Below are 21,214 nucleotides of genomic sequence, written 5' to 3' on the forward strand. Positions count from 1 at the left end.
AATTTTTAGTGTTTATTTATGCAAACATATACGGTTAAAATCGCTTTCTGGACGTTTTAATGTTTTTTATTTCCGCTATCGTCATGATGTGGCCGATTTCATTGGGATAATAGGGGTCTCATTAAATCAAAATTTTATAATTTTGCAGCCTTAAAACCCAGTACCATAAGTATTTCGTATGAAGTTCGAAGAATATAAGGGATTAAATTTACCAAAGGTTGCAGAAGAAGTTCTAAGCTACTGGAAAGAGAAGGATATTTTTGAAAAAAGTATTTCCTCTAGAGAAGGAAAAGAACGCTATGTTTTTTTTGAAGGACCACCTTCTGCCAACGGAATGCCCGGAATACACCACGTTATGGCACGTACGATCAAGGATATCTTTCCTAGATATAAGACCATGAAAGGATTTCAGGTAAAGCGAAAGGCTGGTTGGGATACCCATGGATTGCCCATTGAGTTGGGTGTTGAAAAGGAATTGGGCATTACCAAAGAAGATATAGGCACTAAAATATCCGTAGAAGAATACAATGCTGCCTGTAAAAAAGCCGTGATGCGCTATACCGATGTTTGGAATAGCATGACCGAAAAAGTAGGCTATTGGGTTGATATGGAAGACCCCTATATTACCTACAAGTCCAAATACATGGAATCGGTATGGTGGTTGTTAAAACAGATTTACGATAAAGGTCTAATATATAAAGGGTACACCATACAACCCTATTCACCAAAGGCTGGTACCGGGCTTAGTTCTCATGAGCTTAATCAGCCAGGCACCTATCAAGATGTAACCGATACTACGGTAACAGCCCAGTTCAAAGCCGTTGAGGAGACGCTACCGGATTTTTTACAGAACGAAGGGGATATTTATTTCTTAGCATGGACGACCACACCGTGGACGCTTCCCTCTAATACGGCTTTGACCGTAGGTGCAAAAATTGATTACGTTTTAGTTGAAACGTACAATCAGTATACTTTTGAGCCTATAAATGTGATACTGGCCAAAAATTTGGTGAACAAGCAGTTTTCGGGTAAGTTCTACGAGGTTAAAGAAAAGCCGCAACTCTTGGAATACAAGTCAGGAGACAAAAAAATTCCGTTTTATATAGTCAAGGAATTTACAGGAAAAGATTTACTGGAAATCAGATATGAACAGCTTATCGACTATGTCTTGCCTTATGAAAATGCCGAAAACGCTTTTCGTGTCATTGCTGGGGATTTCGTGACCACTGAAGATGGTACGGGTATAGTGCATACAGCACCCACATTTGGAGCCGATGATGCTTTGGTCGCTAAACAGGCCGTTCCGGAAATTCCGCCATTATTGGTATTGGATGAGAATGGGAACACCGTGCCATTAGTGGATTTGCAAGGTAAATTTAGACCCGAATTAAAAGAATTTGGCGGAAAATATGTCAAGAACGAATACTACGAAGATGGTAAGGCCCCGGAACGTTCTATTGATGTTGAAATAGCGATTAAGCTTAAGGAAGAGAACAAGGCTTTTAAGGTAGAGAAATACGTGCATAGTTATCCCAATTGTTGGAGAACCGATAAACCGATTCTATACTATCCTTTAGATTCTTGGTTTATTAAGGTGACGGATATAAAAGACCGTATGTTCACTCTTAATCAGACTATAAATTGGAAGCCAAAAGCCACTGGAGAGGGCAGATTTGGAAACTGGCTGGCCAATGCAAATGACTGGAACCTGTCGCGCTCCCGTTATTGGGGAATTCCTTTACCGATATGGCGTACGGAAGATGGTTCTGAGCAATTAATGATAGGCTCTGTGGCAGAGTTAAAGGCAGAAATGGAGAAAGCCATTTCTGCAGGAGTATTGGAAAAAGATATTTTTGAGGATTTTGTCATTGGTGATATGTCCGAGGACAACTATGAGAAAATAGATTTACATAAGAATATTGTAGATCAGATTACATTGGTCTCGGCCACGGGAAAACCTATGCGACGAGAGAGTGATTTGATAGATGTGTGGTTCGATAGTGGCTCCATGCCCTATGCGCAATGGCACTACCCTTTTGAGAATAAGGATTTGATTGATAAAGGTGAAACCTTTCCGGCAGATTTCATTGCAGAAGGAGTAGACCAAACTCGTGGCTGGTTTTATACGCTTCACGCTATCGGGACCATGGTTTTTGATTCGGTAGCCTATAAAAATGTAGTTTCCAATGGTTTGGTATTGGATAAAGAGGGCAAAAAGATGTCTAAGCGTCTAGGTAATGCCGTAGACCCTTTTGAGACTATGGACGAGCATGGTGCGGACGCTACCCGTTGGTATATGATCAGTAATGCCAACCCATGGGATAATTTAAAATTCGATTCGGATGGTATCGTTGAGGTAAAGCGTAAGTTCTTTGGAACTTTATACAATACGTATTCCTTCTTTGCATTGTACGCGAATATAGACGCATTTTCTTATGCCGAGGAGCACATACCGGTTTCGGAAAGACCTGAAATAGATCGTTGGATTTTATCGGAACTGAACTCGTTGATACAGTTAGTGGATGCCTCTTATGCCGATTATGAGCCTACCAAGGCAACAAGGGCCATATCGGATTTCGTTCAAGAGCATCTAAGTAATTGGTATGTTCGCCTCTGTAGAAGACGTTTTTGGAAAGGAGACTACCAGAAAGACAAAATTGCCGCTTACCAGACGCTCTATACCTGTTTGGTGACAATTTCTAAGCTATCTGCCCCTGTGGCTCCATTTTTTATGGACCAATTGTATAGGGATTTAGTGGGCGCAACCAATTCTGAAAATTCGGAGAGCGTTCATTTGGCAGATTTTCCGGTGGCGGATAGCCGTTTAATCGATAAAGGATTGGAAACCAAGATGAGCAAGGCCCAGACTATTTCGTCCCTTGTACTATCTATACGTCAAAAGGAAAAGATAAAGGTAAGACAGCCGCTACAAAAAATAATGATTCCCGTCCTTGATGAAAACGATAAAAAAGATATTCTTGCCGTTTCAGATTTGATAAAATCAGAAGTAAACGTGAAGGAAATAGAACTTTTAGACGATGCTTCGGGGATTTTGGTCAAGCGCATAAAACCTAATTTTAAGACCTTAGGTCCAAAATACGGGAAGGATATGAAGCAAGTTGCCCAGTTGGTAAGCAACTTTACACAGGAGGATATCCAAAAAATTGAACAGCAGGGCGAATTAACCATTCAACTAGAAAATAAAAATAGTATTTTACAGTTACAGGATGTAGAGATTAGCTCTCAGGATATTGAAGGTTGGTTAGTGGCAAATTCAGGCAAGATTACAGTTGCCCTGGACATTACCATTACCGATAATCTTAGAAAAGAAGGCATCGCTAGGGAATTAGTGAACAGAATTCAAAACTTGAGGAAGGAATCTGGTTTTGAAGTTACCGATAAAATAGCGGTGAAGATTTTAAAGGACGGTTTTGTAGAACAGGCGGTTTCCAGCAATATGGAATACATTAAGACAGAAACGCTGACGGCAGAACTCGATTTAGAAGAAAAATTAGAGGTGGGCACTGATATTGCCTTTGATGAGGTGAACACTAAATTGTTTATAGAAAAACATTAAAAAATGGCACAAGATTTAAAAGTAAGATACTCCGATAAGGATTTAGCGGAATTCAAATCGCTTATTGAAGAAAAGATAGAGAAAGCGAAAAGTCATTTAGAGCTCCTAAAAAGCGCCTATATGAACGATGGTAATAATGGCACGGACGATACATCGCCTACATTTAAAGCTTTTGAAGAGGGCTCCGAGACGATGAGTAAGGAGGCAAATACCCAATTAGCGATAAGACAGGAGAAGTTTATAAGGGATTTAAAGAATGCAATCCTGCGCATAGAGAATAAGACTTACGGCATATGTAGGGTAACCGGAAAACTAATAAATAAAGAACGCCTAAAATTGGTTCCGCATGCTACGCTGAGCATCGAAGCCAAGAACATGCAAAAATAAACGGAGCGCCCTTTTTAAAGGGCGTTTTTAATTTAGTTCCTTTTGAAAGTTCTCCAATTATTTTTTTTAGTTACATATTGTTTTTCAGGTTTTGCTCAAAAGCGCGTGGAAAAGAGTATACTAGATCCTACTATTTCTCATATACAGATAGCGGCTAACGCTTGTTTTAAAGTTAGCCTAAGCACCGTAGCCTCTGAGAAAATTAGTGTTGAAGCCCAAATGGATGGGGAGTATAGCAAGGATTTAGAATTAACACTCGTGGAGAAGGGCAATACCTTAACAGTAAATGCCGGTTTCCCACCAGGCTTTAAGAATCCCAACGATAAACTTAGTGCTCATAAAGTAGTCTCAATATCCTTGAATATTTCTATACCTGAATTTAAGAACGTAAGGCTTTTTGGAACCCATGCAAGAGTAATCGCTGATGGAAATTATAAAGAGTTGGTCATAACACTTTCAGACGGATCTTGTGAACTTAGGAATATTGGCGAGCATACTAAGGTTAAAACACAAAGTGGTAATATTGTAATCCATGAAAGAGCGGCAAGGATAAAGGCGGAAAGCAAATATGGTAAGGTGAGCGATAACCCTATTCCTTTTGGTCCACACCAATATGAGTTGAATACGGTTACGGGAAATATCAAACTATATAAAACCGAATAATATTTCTATTTTTGCCCTTTGAAAAATGCGCCATGAACATTAAAAAATCGGTTTTACTCATAATATTGATTCTTATCATAGACCAATGGAGTAAAATCTATATCAAGACACATTTTGTTCTAGGGGAATCGGTAGATGTATTTAATTGGTTCAAGATACTCTTTATTGAAAATGAAGGTGCCGCATGGGGCGCTAAGTTGAGTGATATACTTCCCATATCGGATAGTATAGGAAAATTGATTCTCACTATTTTTAGGCTGTTCGCTATTTTCGGAATAGGTTATTGGCTTTACGATGTTATTAAAAAGGAGTCTTCTAGAACTTTGATTGTGGCGGTTTCCTTGATTTTTGCCGGTGCTTTGGGCAACATTCTGGATTCGGTTTTCTACGGTGTTGTTTTTAATGATAGTTACAATGAGGTGGCCAGTTTATTTTCTAGTGAACCCTATGGACAACTCTTTTATGGCAAGGTGGTAGATATGTTATATTTCCCAATGGTCGATGCTACTTGGCCTCAATGGGTGCCGTTCTTTGGGGGAGAGAATTTTAGATTCTTTGAGCCCGTTTTTAATATAGCGGATACGGCCATAAGTACGGGAGTTGGAATACTGCTCGTTTTTAATAAGAGGGCTTTTAAGAAAGAAGATGAAGAAAATGAGACTGTTTTGGAGTCTTCCGAAACAAGTGATGATCAGGATGCTTTAAAAGTATAATTCTTTTCTGGTGTAATACAAAAATCTAAAGGAACGTCATCATTATTCACATCGTCAATACCAATTTCTGCCTCAAAAACGGAAAGCCCAATTTTAAGCACGTCGGGCCTGCATTCCTTTAAAAACTGATCGTAAAACCCCTTGCCGTAACCTAATCTGTTGCCCATTTTGTCAAAAGCAAGTAATGGTAAGAAGACGACATCTATTTTTTTTGGCTCTATAAGGATACCGTCCACTGGTTCGGGCACTCCCCAACTATTCGTTACAAAGAGCGTACTGTCGGTTAATAAATAATGTTCTAAGGAAGTTTTAGCTTTAATTTTAGGTACGACGATGTTCTTGTCCTTGCCTTGTAAGATGGATATAATGTTCACTGTATCAATTTCCATTTTCTCTTGTATGGGGAGAAAGATATGGTAGTAGTCAAATGACCAAATAGGAAGTTGAAGTGCGTTATTGGAAATGCTTAAGCTTTGTGAAGCTAATTGCGCAGGGGTAAGCGATTTTCTGAGCTCAGAATATTTTATGCGTAAATCTTTCTTCAACATGGTTGAAAAACGATTATGTTCATGCTCTATTTATTTATTCTTTTCCTGCAACAGCAAAAAATACTTTGAAGAACAACATTAAAATCAAATAAGTTCCTAAAGTGATAATATAACTTTCCATATAACCGGGGTTTTGTTCTGTGTTAAATGTAGGTAAAATAATTGTCAATCTTCCTTGAAGTGTTCGTTTTTATCGATTAAAAGCAGTTTTTTTTGAAAAAATTAACTTTACTATCAATGAGCGGAAATAAGTTAAAACATAATATATTGATTTTCAATAATTTATAATAAGTGTAATTATTGCTAAGGCGTAATACAATTTTTGGTTACAAAGACAGACAAAATAAAAATCTTTTAAAATGTAGGGCTGGCACCTTTTTTTACAAAGTCAGGTTGAAAATTATCGATGTATTTCGTTAAAAGCCAGAAAATTTGTTTCCAGTTTGCCAAAACAGAGTAATTTGAACTATATTTTATAATAGCAAGATTCTACCTCTTTATTTATGTCTAAAATCCCTATTGATGTTCAATTAACTTCGCTCCCTACAAGTCCGGGAGTATACCAATTTTATGATTTGGAGGGTACCATATTGTATGTAGGCAAGGCTAAGAATTTAAAAAAAAGAGTATCGTCCTATTTTACCAAAAATCATGAATATGGGAAGACTAGGGTATTGGTCAAGAAAATAGAGACCATTAAGCATATCGTAGTTCCTACAGAATCGGATGCATTATTACTGGAAAATAATTTTATAAAGAAGTATAGACCACGCTATAATGTACTGCTTAAGGATGACAAGTCCTATCCCTGGATCTGTTTAAAGAACGAAAGATTTCCGAGGCTGTTTCCAACCCGGAAATTGATAAAGGACGGTTCTGAATATTTTGGCCCATATACAAGCATGAAAACCGTTCGCACACTGTTAGATCTTATAAAGAGTGTCTATCCGTTACGAACCTGTAAGTATGATCTTTCCCGAGAAAAAATAGAGGCGGGGAAGTACAAAGTCTGTCTAGAATACCATTTAGGAAATTGTAAGGGCCCGTGCGAAGACCTCCAGACAGAGGAGGAGTACAACAGGCAAATTTCTGATATCAGGGAGATTGTAAAGGGGAACTTTAAATCTTCCTTACAATACTTCAAGGGTCAAATGAAAACTTTGGCTGCGGAAATGCGTTTTGAGGAGGCCCAGCAGATAAAGGAAAAGATAGATATCTTAGAAAATTATCAAGTAAAATCTACCATTGTAAATCCTAAGATCAGTAATGTGGATGTATTCTCCATTATTTCGGACAATGCGTTTGCCTATGTGAATTTCCTTCAACTCTCGCACGGATCCATCGTCCGATCACATACGATGGAAATAAAGAAAAAATTGGACGAGAAAGACGAAGAACTTTTACAATTGGCCATTGTTGAGATTAGACAGCGTTTTAATTCCAAGTCCAAGGAGCTTTACCTTCCTTTTAAGGTAACACTAGATACGGATTTGAAAATTACGCTTCCAAAGTTGGGTGATAAGAAAAGGATATTGGAGCTTTCCGAGCGAAACGCGAAGTTTTTTAGGCAAGAGCGATTTAATCAAATAAAGATTATAGACCCGGACCGGCATGCCAATAGAATTATGGCTCAAATGCAGAAAGACTTAAGGTTATCTTCGGAACCTAGGCATATAGAATGTTTTGATAATAGTAATATACAGGGGAGTAATCCTGTAGCGGCCTGCGTGGTATTTAGAAACGGGAAACCATCTAAAAAAGAATATAGACATTATAATATAAAAACCGTAACAGGACCGGATGATTTTGCTTCAATGGAAGAGGTGGTTTACAGAAGGTATAAAAGATTGTTAGAGGAAGAAGTGCCTTTGCCACAGCTCATTGTTATCGATGGTGGAAAGGGGCAGTTGTCCTCGGCTTTGAAAAGCTTGGATATTTTAGGGTTAAGGGGTAAAATCGCGATCATTGGAATAGCCAAAAGGCTTGAAGAAATTTACTTTCCCGAAGACCCAATACCGCTTTATTTGGATAAGAAATCTGAAAGCCTAAAAATAATTCAACAATTGCGTAACGAGGCACACAGATTCGGGATTACTTTTCACAGAAATAAAAGAAGTAAAGCCGCAATAAATTCCGAACTTGAGGGCATTAAGGGAATAGGAGAAAAAACGGCAAAAGAGTTACTGAAGAATTTTAAGTCCGTAAAAAGGATAAAAGAAGCATCATTGCCAAGTATAACGGAAGTCATTGGAGCGGCCAAAGCCAAAATTGTTTATGAGACCTTTCATTAAGGAAATAGTCACTGGCATCTTAGAGATAAGGATGGTCTATCTGTTGGCCATGTTCTGCTTAGGTTCAACATTAAGCGCCCAGGTATCCAATGACTCAAAAGATATTAAGGTTGGTTTAGTTTTAAGTGGAGGCGGGGCCAAGGGACTAGCGCATATTGGTGCTTTAAAGGTAATTGAAGAAGCTGGCGTGCAGATAGATTATATAGGAGGTACTAGCATGGGTGCCATAGTAGGGGCTTTATATGCCTCGGGATATTCTGCATCAGAACTAGATTCCTTATTTAGAAATACCGATTTCTATGGTCTTATACAGGATAACCTACCTAGAAATGCGAAAACGTTCTATGAGAAGGAAGACTCCGAACGTTACGCATTAACATTGCCTTTTGATGGTTTTAAAGTTGCAGTACCTCCCGCTTATTCTGGTGGTCAAAATATTTATAACGAGCTTATACGTCTTCTGTACCATGTAAAGGATACAGATGATTTTTCGCAGTTGCCTATTCCGTTTGTGTGTGTGGCAACTGATATTGAAACCGGCAAAGAAGTGGTGCTGAATTCGGGTTATTTGCCAGAGGCAATTATGGCTAGCGGAACACTACCTTCTCTTTTTGAGCCTTCCACGATAGATGATAAGGTTCTAATAGATGGCGGTGTTGTCAATAACTATCCTATAGACAAAGTAAAAGAAATGGGCGCTGATGTAATTATCGGTGTTGACGTTCAGCACGGACTGTCCAATAGAGAGGAGCTACTTTCGGCCACGGAAATCCTATTACAGATCAATAATTACAGAACTGTGGAGGATATGGTCGAGAAAAAGGCCAAAACGGATATTTACATCAAACCTCAAATTGAAAATTATTCGGTCATAGAGTTCAATAAGGCGAATGAAATAATAAAGAGCGGAGAGGCAGCTGCGGTTCAAAAGTTTAGTCAATTGCAGAAAATCGCTTCAAACTCGATAAAGGATAAAGAACCGTTCACTGCTATAGGATTAAATGATTCTATCATGATAAATAGATTGATGATTACCGGAGATGATAATCATACCAGAGGATATGTTAAGGGAAAACTTAGGTTTAAATTAGGTGAGAAGGTTACATTTAAGAAATTACAGCAAGGAATAAGCAATCTTTCCGCCACAGGTAATTTTAGCACTAACCGATACAAATTGGTTTCAAATGGTCTTGGGGAAGATTTAATTTTAAGACTTGAAGAATCTCCTAACAAAACTTTTCTGAGAATCGGCGCGCATTATGACGATTTATACAAAAGTGCTGCCATTCTTAATTTTACCAAGAAAGATTTGGCCTTTAAAAATGATGTGGTCTCATTTGATTTAATTTTGGGGGACAATGTGAGGTATAATTTTGAATATTATATAGACAAAGGGAGCTATTGGAGTTTTGGGATAAATTCTAGATTCAATGATTTTGAAGAAGAAATAGACTTCAATATCATAAGGAATAATTTTGATGTTCCCATAGGTACCAATGTTAACACTATAAATCTGGATGTCACGGATTTTACCAATCAGATATATGTGCAAACTGTGCTAAAAGAAGAGTTTGCTTTCGAATTGGGGGTTGAGCATAAATTTTTAAAATACAGTTCTAGAACTTTAGCGGACTTCTCTAACGCACCTGCAGAGAACGCACTTACTCTAGGTTCTTCAGAGCGGGCCATGTTTGAAAAAAGCAACTATTTCAGCACCTACGGTAATTTGAGATTAGACACCTATGACGATAAATACTTCCCTACTAAAGGATTGTTTTTTGACGGTGACTTTCATTATTATCTGTTATCGTCGGATTTTAATGAAAATTTTAAAGATTTTTCTGTTTCAAAGGCAAGAATGGGAATGGCTTTTCCCTTGGCTAAAAACCTGTCCCTTAATGTAGAGTCAGAAGGCGGCTTTAAGCTGGGGACTTCTAGTGTTACTTCGTTCGACTTTGTCCTTGGTGGTTTTGGCACTAATTTAATTAACAATTTTATTCCTTTTTATGGGTACGACTTTTTAAGTTTGCCAGGAAATAGTTTTGTAAAGGCGTATGCAAGGTTAGACTATGAATTTGCCAAGAAAAATCATTTTTTGTTCGCTGCAAATTTTGCGAACGTAGAAGATGATATATTCAGAACAGGTGAATGGTTTACTAGCCCGGACTTTTCGGGCTATGGTGTTGGTTATGGTTGGGAATCTTTCCTAGGCCCGGTTCAGGTGATTTATTCTTGGTCGCCAGAAGGAGATAATTCCAATATCTTCTTCAGTCTTGGATATTGGTTCTAGGGTTAAGAGCTGCAGATGCCCTCAAAAACATCTTAACAATTTCCCAATAAAAGCTGCCAAGTGTGAATTACTGTTAAGGTGAGCGTTAAAGTACGTTAAAACCTACGTGGCTACCGGTTTGTTGTATTATTTTTACTCTTGTAAGGGGTGGTTCCCTTACAACTTTAAGTATTGGTTTTTCATAATTTAAAGTTTGGTTGGTTATTTAGGAAAAGCCCAGTTTTAAAACTGGGCTTTTTTTGTACAATACTTTGGAATAAAATTTGTTTAAGATACTGTTAAGTATAGTATAGGTACTATTTCAATTTGTAATTTTAACCTGTAAACCCCTTGTTATGAAAAGAACTTTTCTAATAATTTGTTTGGTAGCTTTTTATGGTTTAAGCGCTCAGAACACGCAGTCGGCTTTTGATTCCGGTGAATGGCTAAAATTTAGAATGCATTATGGATTCTTGAATGCTAGTTACGCAACATTACAGGTGAAGAACGCCAAAATAGATTCCATACCGGTGTATCATGTTGTGGGTCATGGCGAAACTACCGGCGTTGCCAGCTGGTTTTTTAAGGTAGACGATACCTACGAAAGCTATTTTGATAAGCACGATGGTAAACCCTACAGATTCATCAGAAAAATTAATGAAGGGGGTTATACTAAAGATGTAGAGATAAATTTTGACCATGAGAAGGACAAAGCTGTTCTAAATGATAAGAAGAACAAGAAAAAGTTTAATTTTGCTTTACAGGACAGCATTCAAGATTTAATTTCTGCTTTCTATTTTCTTAGGAACAATTATTCTCCTAAGGATTTGACCAAAGGGGAAACCATAGATTTAAAAATGCTCTACGATGATGACGGTATTTTCAATTTTAAGCTAAAGTATTTAGGAAAAGAAATTGTCCGCACCAAGTATGGTAAAGTAGAATGTCTTAAGTTTAGACCATTAGTGCAATCCGGGAGAGTCTTTAAGGAACAGGAAAGTTTATCGCTTTGGGTTTCCAATGATGACAATAGGATACCAATTAGGATAAAGGCAGATTTGGCCGTTGGAGCCATAAAAGCCGATTTAGATGGATATAATGGTCTAAAACATCAATTTAAGATAGTAATGGATTAGTTTAATAATGGAGGAAAAGGAGAAGATTCAATCTCAAATCTTAAAACTTGAAGAAAAATATAAAGATTCAGGCCAAGATCTCAGCTCCTATCTAGACGGCTTATTATACCAACGCTATCTTACGTATTGGGACTATATTCACTTAGATACGCTACTTAGTCTCCAGGTTCCCAGAACGCACTTTCCCGATGAGGAAATCTTCATCATGTACCATCAGATTACGGAGCTTTACTTTAAGCTCATCTTACACGAGCAAAAACAACTTGTTGACGATAAATCCCAGCGGATAGATTTTTTTCTTGAAAAGGTAAGACGGATAAACAGCTATTATACCGCTTTGATCTCCTCCTTTGGTATTATGATAAAGGGAATGGAGCGCGAACAATTTCTACAATACAGAATGGCTTTGCTCCCGGCCAGTGGTTTCCAATCCGCTCAGTATAGGATGATAGAGCTCTATGCAACGCCTTTGGAGAATTTGGTCCATCATACAAAAAGAGGAGATTTCTCGTCTAAAAATTCTATTGAGGAACTTTATGAGAATATCTATTGGAAAAAGGGAGCTACAGATATTGCAACGGGTGAAAAGACGCTTACGTTAAAACAGTTTGAATATAGATACACGCCACGTCTTATCCGAATTTCCAAACAAGTTAAGGATAGCACCATTTACCACAAATACCTGTCGCTTTCAAAAGAGCATCGGGAAAATACGGAATTGGTAGAAGCTTTAAAGAGTCTGGATGTAAATGCAAATGTGAACTGGCCTTTGATGCATATGGGTTCTGCACATCGGTATTTAGGGAAAGAATCGGGAAATCTAGATGCTACGGGGGGTACTAACTGGAAAAATTATCTTCCCCCTAGTTTTCAGAAAATAGTTTTTTTTCCGAAGATTTATACAGAACAAGAGTTGAATGAATGGGGTAAGCAATGGGTAGACCATATTTTTAACCCTGATAAAATAAGTAATTAGGAATGCAAAAATATTGGGGCATAATATTGGCATTAACAGTGGTGTTTTCGTGTAAGGAAGATAAAGAGGTGAAAGTTGATTATGAGGCCTTAAAAATCAGTCCTGTAGAAGACCCTGTAATAACCCATTTTGGGTTTAATTTAGAAGACTTTACCGTTCAGCAAGACACTATTAAGTATGGCGATAGTTTTGGAGAGTTAATGCTTAAAAACAAGGTGGACTATCCTAAAATTGTAAAGATAACCGAAGAGTACAGGGATACTTTTGACGTGCGTAAAATTAGAGTGGGGAAACCCTATCTAATTCTGAAATCCAAGGATACCGTGGAAAAAGCTCAAGTCTTTATCTATGAGAACGATCCCATAAACTATACCGTTGTTGACTTAAGGGACAGTGTGCTGGCCTATAGAAATAAGAAGAAGGTAAAATATGTAGAACGTGAAGCTTCCGGAATCATAGAGACCTCTTTATCCGAAGCTATATTGGACCAAGGTATAGATTACAACGTAACCAATAATTTATCGGAAATATATGCTTGGACCATTGATTTCTTCAGGCTACAGAAGGGAGATAAGTTTAAGGTCATTTACAAGGAGAAATATATTAATGATTCCATTTACGCAGGAGTGGAACCAATAGAGTCTGCCTATTTTGAACATAACGGCCGACCAATTTATGCCTTTGCCTATGAGAATGATTCCTTAAAAAGTATTGTAGATTATTTTGATGAGGAGGCTAACAATTTAAGAAGAACATTTTTAAGGGCTCCGGTTAAATTCAGCAGAATATCATCTAGGTATAACCTAAAAAGGCGAATACGGTATTATGGGTATAAATTGCGTCCACATAAGGGTACCGACTATGCCGCACCTATAGGAACCCCTATTTTGGCCACTGCAGATGGCACGGTTACAGAGTCTACCCGCAGGGGTGGAAACGGGAAGTATGTCAAAATTAGGCATAACGGCACCTACTCCACACAATACTTGCATATGAAGGCTCAAAAAGTAAAAAAAGGAGAGTTTGTACGTCAGGGAGATGTCATAGGGTGGATCGGAATGACCGGTAATACTGGTGGTCCCCATGTATGTTATCGTTTTTGGAAAAATGGGAGACAAGTAGATCCCCTAAGAGAAAAATTACCCTTGGCCGAACCCTTGGCCGAACCTTTGAGACCTGATTACTTTGCTTATATAGCGCCAATTAAGGATCAGTTGGATTGTATTGTATATCCAGAACCTGAACCTGAAGAGGAAGATTTACTAACACTTAACGAAGAAAATGTCACTAAATAGCATAAACCCTACCACGACCAATAGCTGGAAAAAATTAAAAGAACATCATTCCGCTATAAAAAACACACATCTAAAAGAACTCTTTGCTTTAGAAGATGGCAGAGCGGATAACTTGAGCATCAAATGGAATGATTTTTTGCTGGACTTTTCAAAGAATAGAATTGATCAGCAGACCTTAAAACTGCTCTTGGAATTGGCCAAAGAAATAGATTTGAAAGAGTCCATTCAGAAGTACTTCTCGGGAGATACAATTAATGAGACCGAAGGTAGGGCCGTGCTACATACCGCATTAAGGGCAAGAGCAAATGATGAGGTTATATTGGATGGGAAAAATGTAGTACAAGAGGTCTATGCGGTAAAAGAGCAAATGAAGACTTTTAGTGATGCAATTATCAATGGCGAGCAAAAAGGATATACCGGAAAAGCCTTTACCGATGTAGTGAACATTGGTATCGGTGGTTCTGACTTAGGGCCGGCGATGGTCGTAGAAGCTTTAAAATTCTATAAAAACCATTTAGACCTTCATTTTGTAAGCAATGTTGATGGTGATCACGCGCAAGAAGTTTTAAAGAAACTGAATCCGGAGACTACTTTATTCGTTGTTGTTTCCAAGACTTTTACCACCCAAGAAACCCTGAGTAACGCCACGACGATTAAAAAGTGGTTTTTGCAATATGCCGAACAAAAAGATATTGCCAAGCATTTCGCGGCGGTATCAACGAACACGGAGAAAATAGCCGATTTTGGAATTTCTAGCGAGAACGTCTTCCCTATGTGGGATTGGGTCGGAGGTAGATTTTCGCTATGGAGCGCCGTGGGGCTTTCTATTTCACTAGCTGTAGGATTCGAATCGTTTGATAAAATGTTACAGGGAGCCAATGAAATGGATACACACTTTAAGGAAGCCGAGTTTTCTGAAAATATACCCTTGGTCATGGCGCTAATAAGTATATGGTATAACAATTTCTATAGCGCGGAGACTGAAGCTATCATCCCTTATACCCAGTACTTGAGCAGATTTTCTGCTTATTTACAGCAGGGCATTATGGAGAGTAACGGTAAGAGTGTGGACAGAAACGGGGAATCGGTATCCTATGAGACGGGTACGATTATATGGGGTGAGCCTGGGACCAATTCACAACACGCATTTTTTCAGCTTATCCATCAAGGGACCAAATTAATCCCAACGGATTTTATCGGGTATAAGCATTCACTTCACGGAAACGAGGATCATCACAATAAGCTCATGGCCAATTTTTTTGCCCAGACAGAAGCACTCATGAACGGTAAGACAAAAGAGGAGGTAGTGCAGGAGTTAGAGGAGAAGAACATGTCCGCAACGGAGATAGAAAAACTAGCGCCCTTTAAAGTATTCAAGGGTAACAATCCCACCAATACCCTATTAATAGATAAACTTACCCCAAAGAGTCTAGGTAGTTTAATTGCCCTGTACGAACATAAGATTTTCGTACAAGGGGTACTATGGAATATATTTAGTTATGATCAATGGGGAGTAGAACTGGGCAAGCAGTTGGCAGGAACGATACTTAAAGATATAGAAGGTTCGCAAATATCAAAACACGATAGCTCTACGTTACGACTTCTTCAATATTTTAAGAGTTAAACTGCCTGTTCGTTATTTTTTTAATAACACTTCATAACTTATTCATTTACAGTATTCGTTGTAACATTTTTAACTTAAATTTAAGGAGGCTGATTTAACGTTCCCTTAACGTTAGAAGTTCAAAAATACAGGACTTTTGCAGCAAGTTAAAAACTAACACACACTAGAAATGAAAAAAATGTATTTGGCATTTGTTGCGCTGTTGATTGCGGCATCTGCATTCTCACAAGGAGTTACCACATCATCAATGGGTGGTAAGATTACAGACGCTTCCGAAGAACCACTATTAGGAGCAAATGTAGTTGCCGTTCACGTTCCCTCAGGAACTACTTATGGCGCAATTTCTGATTTTGATGGTTACTATAGGATTGCCAACATGCGTGTAGGTGGGCCTTATAAAGTTACTATATCCTATGTAGGATTTAACGATTTTGTTCGCGACAATGTTTATCTAAATTTGGGTCAAACGGAAAGGATAAGTGCAAGCCTCACGGAATCTGCAACTGCCTTAGACGAAGTAGTGGTTACCGGAGTCTCTAACGGTGTATTTGGTTCGAACAAAACAGGAACAAACACTAATATATCTCAGCGTCAAGTGGCTACGACGCCCGCAGCATCTAGGTCTATTGCGGATTTTGTTAGACTAACACCTCAAGCGCAATTAACAGAAGGAGATGATGGTTTTTCCATATCACTGGCTGGTCAGAATAATAGGTATAACGCAATTTATATTGATGGTGCCGTGAACAATGATGTTTTTGGTTTAGCCGGTTCTGGAACCAATGGGGGACAGACAGGTGCCAATCCACTATCTGTGGATGCTATTGAAACTTTTCAAATAAATATAGCTCCGTTTGATGTAAGACAATCTGGTTTTTCTGGAGGATCAATAAATGCTATTACTCGTTCTGGTTCTAATAATTTAGAGGGTTCCGCTTATTTTTTTACGAGAAATGAAGGTTTAGTTGGAAAAACACCAACAGCATTATTGAACGAAGGAGACGAAGCAGAAAAAGTAAGCGACTTTTCGGCCAACACGTATGGAGTAAGAGTAGGTGGTCCATTAATTAAGGATAAACTGTTTTTCTTTATGAATTATGAGCGTAATGAAACCGAAATCCCTCAACCTTTTATTTTTAGTAATTATACCGGTCGTTCTTCGGAAGCTGATCTCGCAGGTTTAAGTTCCTTCTTGCAAAATAATTTTGATTACAATCCAGGAATTTTTGATAATAATACACGTACTCTAGAAAGTAACACCTTTGTTGCTAAATTAGATTGGAATATTAATGAAAACCACAATCTATCCTTAAGGCATAGCTACGTAGGTGCAGAAAATCTTGAAGCTAGAGGTTCAGGAAATCGTGCTATAGGCTTTATAAATGGTTCCGAATTCTTTGTTTCCAATACTAATTCTACAGCTTTAGAACTAAGTTCTCGTTTTGGAAATAAATTTAGCAACAACTTAATTATTGGGCATACTTCTGTAAGGGATGATCGTGATCCTTCGGGTACTCCATTTCCTACTGTAGAGATACAGGATGGTGACGGTACCATTGATTTTGGTTCTGAGCCATTTTCAACAGCAAACTTATTGAATACAGATTATACGACGATTACGAATAACTTCGAAATTTATGCAGGAAAACACACTGTAACTCTGGGTGCTAACCTAGAATTTGCCGCTGTTAAAAACTTATTTTTTGCTTTTAACTTTGGCTCATATCTTTTTGAAGATCAATTCAATGATAATGGGGACTTAATCTCCAGTGGTTTAAATCAGTTTTTAACTAATCAAATTGCAAACGAATACCAACATGGTTATTCCTTGGTTGGAGACGGCACTGTAGGAGATGAATCTAACGGTTCTGCTGACTTTAATACTTTCCAAGCAGGGTTTTATGTACAGGACGATATTCAGATGACGGATGATTTTAAGATGAGTATAGGTGCTCGTATTGATATTCCAAGCTGGGAAGATGGAACAGCTAATGAGTCTTTTAATGAGAATACAATCCCGTTATTGGAAGCAGCCGGCAAGAATTTACAAGGCGCGAGAGTTGGTCAAGGTGTAGGTACGGCGATGTTTGCACCTAGATTAGGATTTAACTGGGATGTAGAAGGTAAAGGAACAACTCAGGTAAGAGGTGGTATAGGAGTATTTACTTCAAGATTACCTTTGGTATGGCCTGGTGGAACTTATAACAATAATGGTGTCACGGGTGGATTTGCTTTTGATGCTACATTCTTTGGTCCTGGAGCCGGACAGCCTTTTGTTGCGGATGTTAACAATCAATTCAAAAATGTTGCTCCTGGATCAGGCGGCTTAGGAGGTAACATTGATCTTATAGCGGAAGATTTTAAATTACCACAAGTAATAAAGTATAATGTTGCTATTGACCAAAAATTACCTTTTTGGAATTTAATTGCCTCTGCTGATTTCTTGTATACTGATGTAATTACAGATATCTATTATGAGAATTTGAACTTAAGAGGACCAGTAGGCAATTATCAAGGAGCTGACTCCAGACCTTTTTATGATAGAGGTGATGAAATAGATGATACGTATGGTAGAATAATCCTTGCTTCCAATACAGGTGGTGGTAACGCTACGAATGCTACTTTTACATTGAGAAAGCCGTTTGAAAATGGATTTGCAGGATCTGTTTCTTATACCTATGGAGAATCAAACAAAATATTTGATGGTACTTCATCTCAGAACAGTTCTCAATGGAGAAATATCTTAACTGTTAACGGTAAAAACTCACCTAATCTTCCAGTTACTCGTTCTGACTTTGCATTAGGTAATCGTATAGTTGCAGATGCGTCATATCAAATTTCTTGGAATGATAATGTGAAAACAACGATTGCATTACTCTACCAAGGTTTTCAAGGAAGCCCCTATAGTTTTAGTTATAGAGAAGGCCGTGACATATTGAACGATGACTCTAGGGATAACGCTTTGATTTTTATTCCTGCAACGGCTGATCAGATACAATTTTCCGGTGATGATGCTGAACAAGCTGCACAATGGGCCCAGTTGGATAATTTTATTAACAGCATTGATTACTTAAGAGAAAATAGAGGAGGTTATGCAGAGCGTAATGCCGAAAGAGGACCATGGAGTCATATTGTAGATTTGAAATTCCTTCAAGATATTTCCTTTAATGTCGGAAGTAAAAAACATACCCTTCAGTTAACTGCAGATGTTTTCAATTTCACTAATCTTTTAAATAAAGACTGGGGTAGGTTGAAATTTGCTCGTAGTGAAGTAAGTCCTTTAACTACTATTAATTCTAGTGGTGATGTTCCAGTTTTTAGCATTAACCAAGGAGTTATGGATGAGAATGGTAATCCTGATTTTATAGAATTCGACGATGAAGGTATTCAATCTTCAAGATGGCAAGCACAATTAGGTCTTAGATATATTTTTAACTAGAACTAATAAAATAAAAAGGGAGACCTTACAGCAATGTAGGGTCTTTTTTTATGCCCAAAATTCAGTACATTTAGAATCAAAATAATTACAAGATGTACGAAACCATTCAAATACTCCATTCCTATTTGGCCTATATAGCACTGGCCGTTTTACTTTTTGCAGTGGCTAATGCTATTACCGGCCTAGTAGGGAAAAGAATTTTTAATATGAATAAAGATTTGAGACTTAGTCTTTTCGCTCTTATTCTTTGTCATATTCAGTTATTAATAGGGCTTATACTATACATTATTTCTCCAAACGGTTTTAGTGCAATTCAGGAGTTTGGTATGGGAGGATTGACCTCAGCAGCTCGGCTTTTAGCTGTAGAACATCCAACAGTAAATATTTTGGCCATTGTGGCCATTACGATAGGCTGGTCTAGGCACAAGAAGTTTGTAGAGGGAGATAAAAAGTTTAAAAGTATTGCTATTTTTTATGGAATAGGACTTTTGCTCATCCTTAGTAGAATACCATGGAATCAATGGTTTTAATAAATAAACTGTGAATAAGAGTTGTTATATTTTACTTCTGTTCTTTCTAGCGTCTGGCTTGAATGCACAGACCAAAGCGCTGTTCAATGGTGAGAATTTAGACGGATGGACGGTCTACGGTACGGAACTATGGTACGTAGAAGACGGTCTTTTGGTCTGTGAGAGTGGTCCTGATAAGCAATACGGCTATTTTGCCACCAATGAACACTATAAGAATTTTATACTTGAGCTAGAATTTAAGCAAGAAGCAGACGGCAATAGTGGCGTTTTTATTAGATCTACAGTAGATGGCACCAAGGTCAGTGGATGGCAAGTAGAAGTTGCCCCTCCAGGCCATGATACCGGAGGTGTTTATGAATCATACGGCAGAAATTGGCTTATAAAACCTGACCCGCAAAAGGATAAGGTCTTGAAAATGGGAGCATGGAACAAGATGAAAATAAAGATGGATGGAGACACCATAACGTCTTGGCTAAATGGAACTGAAATGATTACCCTAACGGATGAAATAATAGGTGCAGGAGAGGGATCGGTTGCATTACAGATACATGATGGGGGCGGGATAAAGGTAAAGTGGCGCAATATTAGGTTGACGGAATTAGAATAATTCGTTTTTAAAAACCCCATTATTTCTTAATGCTGCCTTCAAAATTATAATCCACAGGATTTTACATGCGATAGCTTTTTTTGGCTCAAATTCAGTCTACTTCCTTAATGAGATGCATATAAACCGGAAAATGGTCACTATACCCGCCAATATAGTTTCCTCCCGCGTAGGTGCGCAAAGGATAGCCCTTATATTTTCCTTTATCATCAATTAAATAGGAAGGAGTAAAAATAGCTGCTTTCCAAAAACTATAGCCAGTCTTGGTGGTAGTGGTCAAATTGGCTGTCATATAAATTTGATCAAAGATGTTCCAATTATCCCTATACGCCAGAGAGCCCATTCCTTTTCTGAACATCTTTTCCATAGGGCCGTAAAGATCAAGGGAATCCAGTTTTTTCTTTTTTCCTTTTACCTTGAGTATTTTTTTAAAACTTGGGTCTACAGGGTCATCGTTAAAATCGCCCATTCCAATAATTTTTGGATTAACTGTCTGTCGTCTCAGAGAATCAATAATTCTCTTGTTTAGTTGCGCTGCGGCCAATCGGTAAGGTCTACTACGAAGTTCTCCACCACTTCTAGAAGGCCAATGATTAACAATAAGGTGTATTTTTTCTTCGCCTAAAAGACCTTCTACCACTAGTTGGTCCCGGGTGTAATCCCTTTCCTCAAGATCATTGAATAAAAGTAACCTGTGGCTGTTGGTGTTTATAGGAAGAAAAACGTCTTTTTTGTATAGCAGTGCCACGTCTATACCTCTTTCATCGGGAGAATCAAAATGCACGATACCATAGTTACTGTTCCTGAGCAAAGGTTGATTGATCAAGTCCGATAAAACATGTTTGTTCTCTACTTCACATACGCCAATTATATCTGGAGTACTTTGATTGATTTTGAACCCAATCTCAGAAATAACCTTGGACAGATGCTCTAATTTTTGTTCGTAACGCTGGGCTGTCCACTTGTCTTTCCCATTAGGAGTCCTGTCGTCATCAAAGATCAAAGTGTCATTTTTGGTGTCAAAAAGGTTTTCAAGATTATAAAAGGCAATCGTCCTTAGTTCGTATTTCTTTTCGGCCTGGCAGAACCCAAAATTTGTAGCAAATATGGCTAGATACAATACTAACGGTCTAATTAACTTCATTCTATAACGAAAATAACA

At 38.1% G+C, this 21,214-nt stretch carries 15 protein-coding genes; 13 read left to right on the top strand and 2 right to left on the bottom strand.

Annotated elements, in window-relative coordinates; all coding sequences use genetic code 11:
• Nucleotides 1–178 precede the first annotated feature (178 nt).
• From ileS to EJ994_RS14865, 4 genes are all read left to right on the top strand, one after another.
• Nucleotides 179–3,577, top strand: coding sequence for an isoleucine--tRNA ligase (ileS, locus tag EJ994_RS14850; protein WP_126593202.1), 3,399 nt, complete (start codon nucleotides 179–181; stop codon nucleotides 3,575–3,577).
• A gap of 3 nt (nucleotides 3,578–3,580) precedes the next feature.
• Complete coding sequence (locus tag EJ994_RS14855; RefSeq protein WP_099574267.1) at nucleotides 3,581–3,964, top strand: TraR/DksA family transcriptional regulator; 384 nt, start codon at nucleotides 3,581–3,583, stop codon at nucleotides 3,962–3,964.
• Nucleotides 3,965–4,069: 105 nt separating this feature from the next.
• A complete protein-coding gene (locus tag EJ994_RS14860; RefSeq protein ID WP_126593203.1) occupies nucleotides 4,070–4,627 on the top strand; it encodes a hypothetical protein in 558 nt (185 codons plus the stop codon).
• Between the two features lie 32 nt (nucleotides 4,628–4,659).
• A complete protein-coding gene (locus EJ994_RS14865; RefSeq protein WP_126593204.1) occupies nucleotides 4,660–5,340 on the top strand; it encodes a lipoprotein signal peptidase in 681 nt (226 codons plus the stop codon).
• On the opposite strand, the gene EJ994_RS14870 is transcribed toward EJ994_RS14865, so the two are convergent.
• Nucleotides 5,319–5,888 carry a 5-formyltetrahydrofolate cyclo-ligase gene (locus EJ994_RS14870; protein ID WP_126593205.1) on the bottom strand — a complete coding sequence of 190 codons (570 nt, stop codon included), beginning with the start codon at nucleotides 5,886–5,888 and terminating at the stop codon, nucleotides 5,319–5,321. The two genes, EJ994_RS14865 and EJ994_RS14870, sit on opposite strands and share 22 nt — an antisense overlap.
• Before the next feature lie 503 nt (nucleotides 5,889–6,391).
• Between EJ994_RS14870 and uvrC the strand changes: the two genes are divergently transcribed.
• The 9 genes from uvrC to EJ994_RS14920 all read left to right on the top strand — a co-directional run bounded on the left by uvrC (nucleotide 6,392) and on the right by EJ994_RS14920 (nucleotide 20,055).
• Nucleotides 6,392–8,179, top strand: a complete 1,788-nt coding sequence (gene uvrC / locus EJ994_RS14880; protein ID WP_126593206.1) for an excinuclease ABC subunit UvrC — start codon at nucleotides 6,392–6,394, stop codon at nucleotides 8,177–8,179.
• Nucleotides 8,180–8,228: 49 nt separating this feature from the next.
• Nucleotides 8,229–10,469 (top strand): patatin-like phospholipase family protein, encoded by a 2,241-nt coding sequence (locus tag EJ994_RS14885; RefSeq protein WP_241240904.1) that lies wholly within the window; start codon nucleotides 8,229–8,231, stop codon nucleotides 10,467–10,469.
• A 335-nt stretch (nucleotides 10,470–10,804) separates the two neighbouring features.
• Nucleotides 10,805–11,584: a DUF3108 domain-containing protein gene (locus EJ994_RS14890; RefSeq protein ID WP_099574272.1), complete on the top strand. Its 780-nt coding sequence runs from the start codon at nucleotides 10,805–10,807 to the stop codon at nucleotides 11,582–11,584.
• A 7-nt stretch (nucleotides 11,585–11,591) separates the two neighbouring features.
• Nucleotides 11,592–12,560, top strand: coding sequence for a tryptophan 2,3-dioxygenase family protein (locus EJ994_RS14895; protein ID WP_126593207.1), 969 nt, complete (start codon nucleotides 11,592–11,594; stop codon nucleotides 12,558–12,560).
• A gap of 2 nt (nucleotides 12,561–12,562) precedes the next feature.
• Nucleotides 12,563–13,855, top strand: coding sequence for a peptidoglycan DD-metalloendopeptidase family protein (locus tag EJ994_RS14900; protein ID WP_126593208.1), 1,293 nt, complete (start codon nucleotides 12,563–12,565; stop codon nucleotides 13,853–13,855).
• Complete coding sequence (gene pgi, locus EJ994_RS14905; RefSeq protein ID WP_126593209.1) at nucleotides 13,842–15,479, top strand: glucose-6-phosphate isomerase; 1,638 nt, start codon at nucleotides 13,842–13,844, stop codon at nucleotides 15,477–15,479. Before EJ994_RS14900 ends, pgi begins: the two co-directional genes overlap by 14 nt.
• 169 nt (nucleotides 15,480–15,648) lie before the next feature.
• Nucleotides 15,649–18,918: a TonB-dependent receptor gene (locus tag EJ994_RS14910; RefSeq protein WP_126593210.1), complete on the top strand. Its 3,270-nt coding sequence runs from the start codon at nucleotides 15,649–15,651 to the stop codon at nucleotides 18,916–18,918.
• A 92-nt stretch (nucleotides 18,919–19,010) separates the two neighbouring features.
• Nucleotides 19,011–19,448: a hypothetical protein gene (locus EJ994_RS14915; protein ID WP_126593211.1), complete on the top strand. Its 438-nt coding sequence runs from the start codon at nucleotides 19,011–19,013 to the stop codon at nucleotides 19,446–19,448.
• 10 nt (nucleotides 19,449–19,458) lie between these two features.
• Nucleotides 19,459–20,055 carry a DUF1080 domain-containing protein gene (locus tag EJ994_RS14920; RefSeq protein WP_126593212.1) on the top strand — a complete coding sequence of 199 codons (597 nt, stop codon included), beginning with the start codon at nucleotides 19,459–19,461 and terminating at the stop codon, nucleotides 20,053–20,055.
• Nucleotides 20,056–20,146: 91 nt separating this feature from the next.
• Here the strand turns inward: EJ994_RS14920 and EJ994_RS14925 are convergent, their stop codons facing one another.
• On the bottom strand, nucleotides 20,147–21,196 hold the full coding sequence (locus EJ994_RS14925) for an endonuclease/exonuclease/phosphatase family protein (RefSeq protein WP_241240800.1): 1,050 nt from the start codon (nucleotides 21,194–21,196) through the stop codon (nucleotides 20,147–20,149).
• Nucleotides 21,197–21,214 lie beyond the last annotated feature (18 nt).

It is taken from the genome of Maribacter sp. MJ134, assembly GCF_003970695.1.
Taxonomy (GTDB): Bacteria; Bacteroidota; Bacteroidia; order Flavobacteriales; family Flavobacteriaceae; genus Maribacter.

Bases quoted from the DNA above. Each gene is read 5' to 3' on its own strand.
- uvrC (WP_126593206.1), top strand. From the start codon at position 6,392: ATGTCTAAAATCCCTATTGATGTTCAATTAACTTCGCTCCCTACAAGT.
- EJ994_RS14855 (WP_099574267.1), top strand. From the start codon at position 3,581: ATGGCACAAGATTTAAAAGTAAGATACTCCGATAAGGATTTAGCGGAA.
- EJ994_RS14900 (WP_126593208.1), top strand. From the start codon at position 12,563: ATGCAAAAATATTGGGGCATAATATTGGCATTAACAGTGGTGTTTTCG.
- EJ994_RS14915 (WP_126593211.1), top strand. From the start codon at position 19,011: ATGTACGAAACCATTCAAATACTCCATTCCTATTTGGCCTATATAGCA.
- ileS (WP_126593202.1), top strand. From the start codon at position 179: ATGAAGTTCGAAGAATATAAGGGATTAAATTTACCAAAGGTTGCAGAA.
- EJ994_RS14865 (WP_126593204.1), top strand. From the start codon at position 4,660: ATGAACATTAAAAAATCGGTTTTACTCATAATATTGATTCTTATCATA.
- EJ994_RS14885 (WP_241240904.1), top strand. From the start codon at position 8,229: ATGTTCTGCTTAGGTTCAACATTAAGCGCCCAGGTATCCAATGACTCA.
- pgi (WP_126593209.1), top strand. From the start codon at position 13,842: ATGTCACTAAATAGCATAAACCCTACCACGACCAATAGCTGGAAAAAA.
- EJ994_RS14870 (WP_126593205.1), bottom strand. From the start codon at position 5,888: ATGTTGAAGAAAGATTTACGCATAAAATATTCTGAGCTCAGAAAATCG.
- EJ994_RS14890 (WP_099574272.1), top strand. From the start codon at position 10,805: ATGAAAAGAACTTTTCTAATAATTTGTTTGGTAGCTTTTTATGGTTTA.
- EJ994_RS14910 (WP_126593210.1), top strand. From the start codon at position 15,649: ATGAAAAAAATGTATTTGGCATTTGTTGCGCTGTTGATTGCGGCATCT.
- EJ994_RS14895 (WP_126593207.1), top strand. From the start codon at position 11,592: ATGGAGGAAAAGGAGAAGATTCAATCTCAAATCTTAAAACTTGAAGAA.
- EJ994_RS14925 (WP_241240800.1), bottom strand. From the start codon at position 21,196: ATGAAGTTAATTAGACCGTTAGTATTGTATCTAGCCATATTTGCTACA.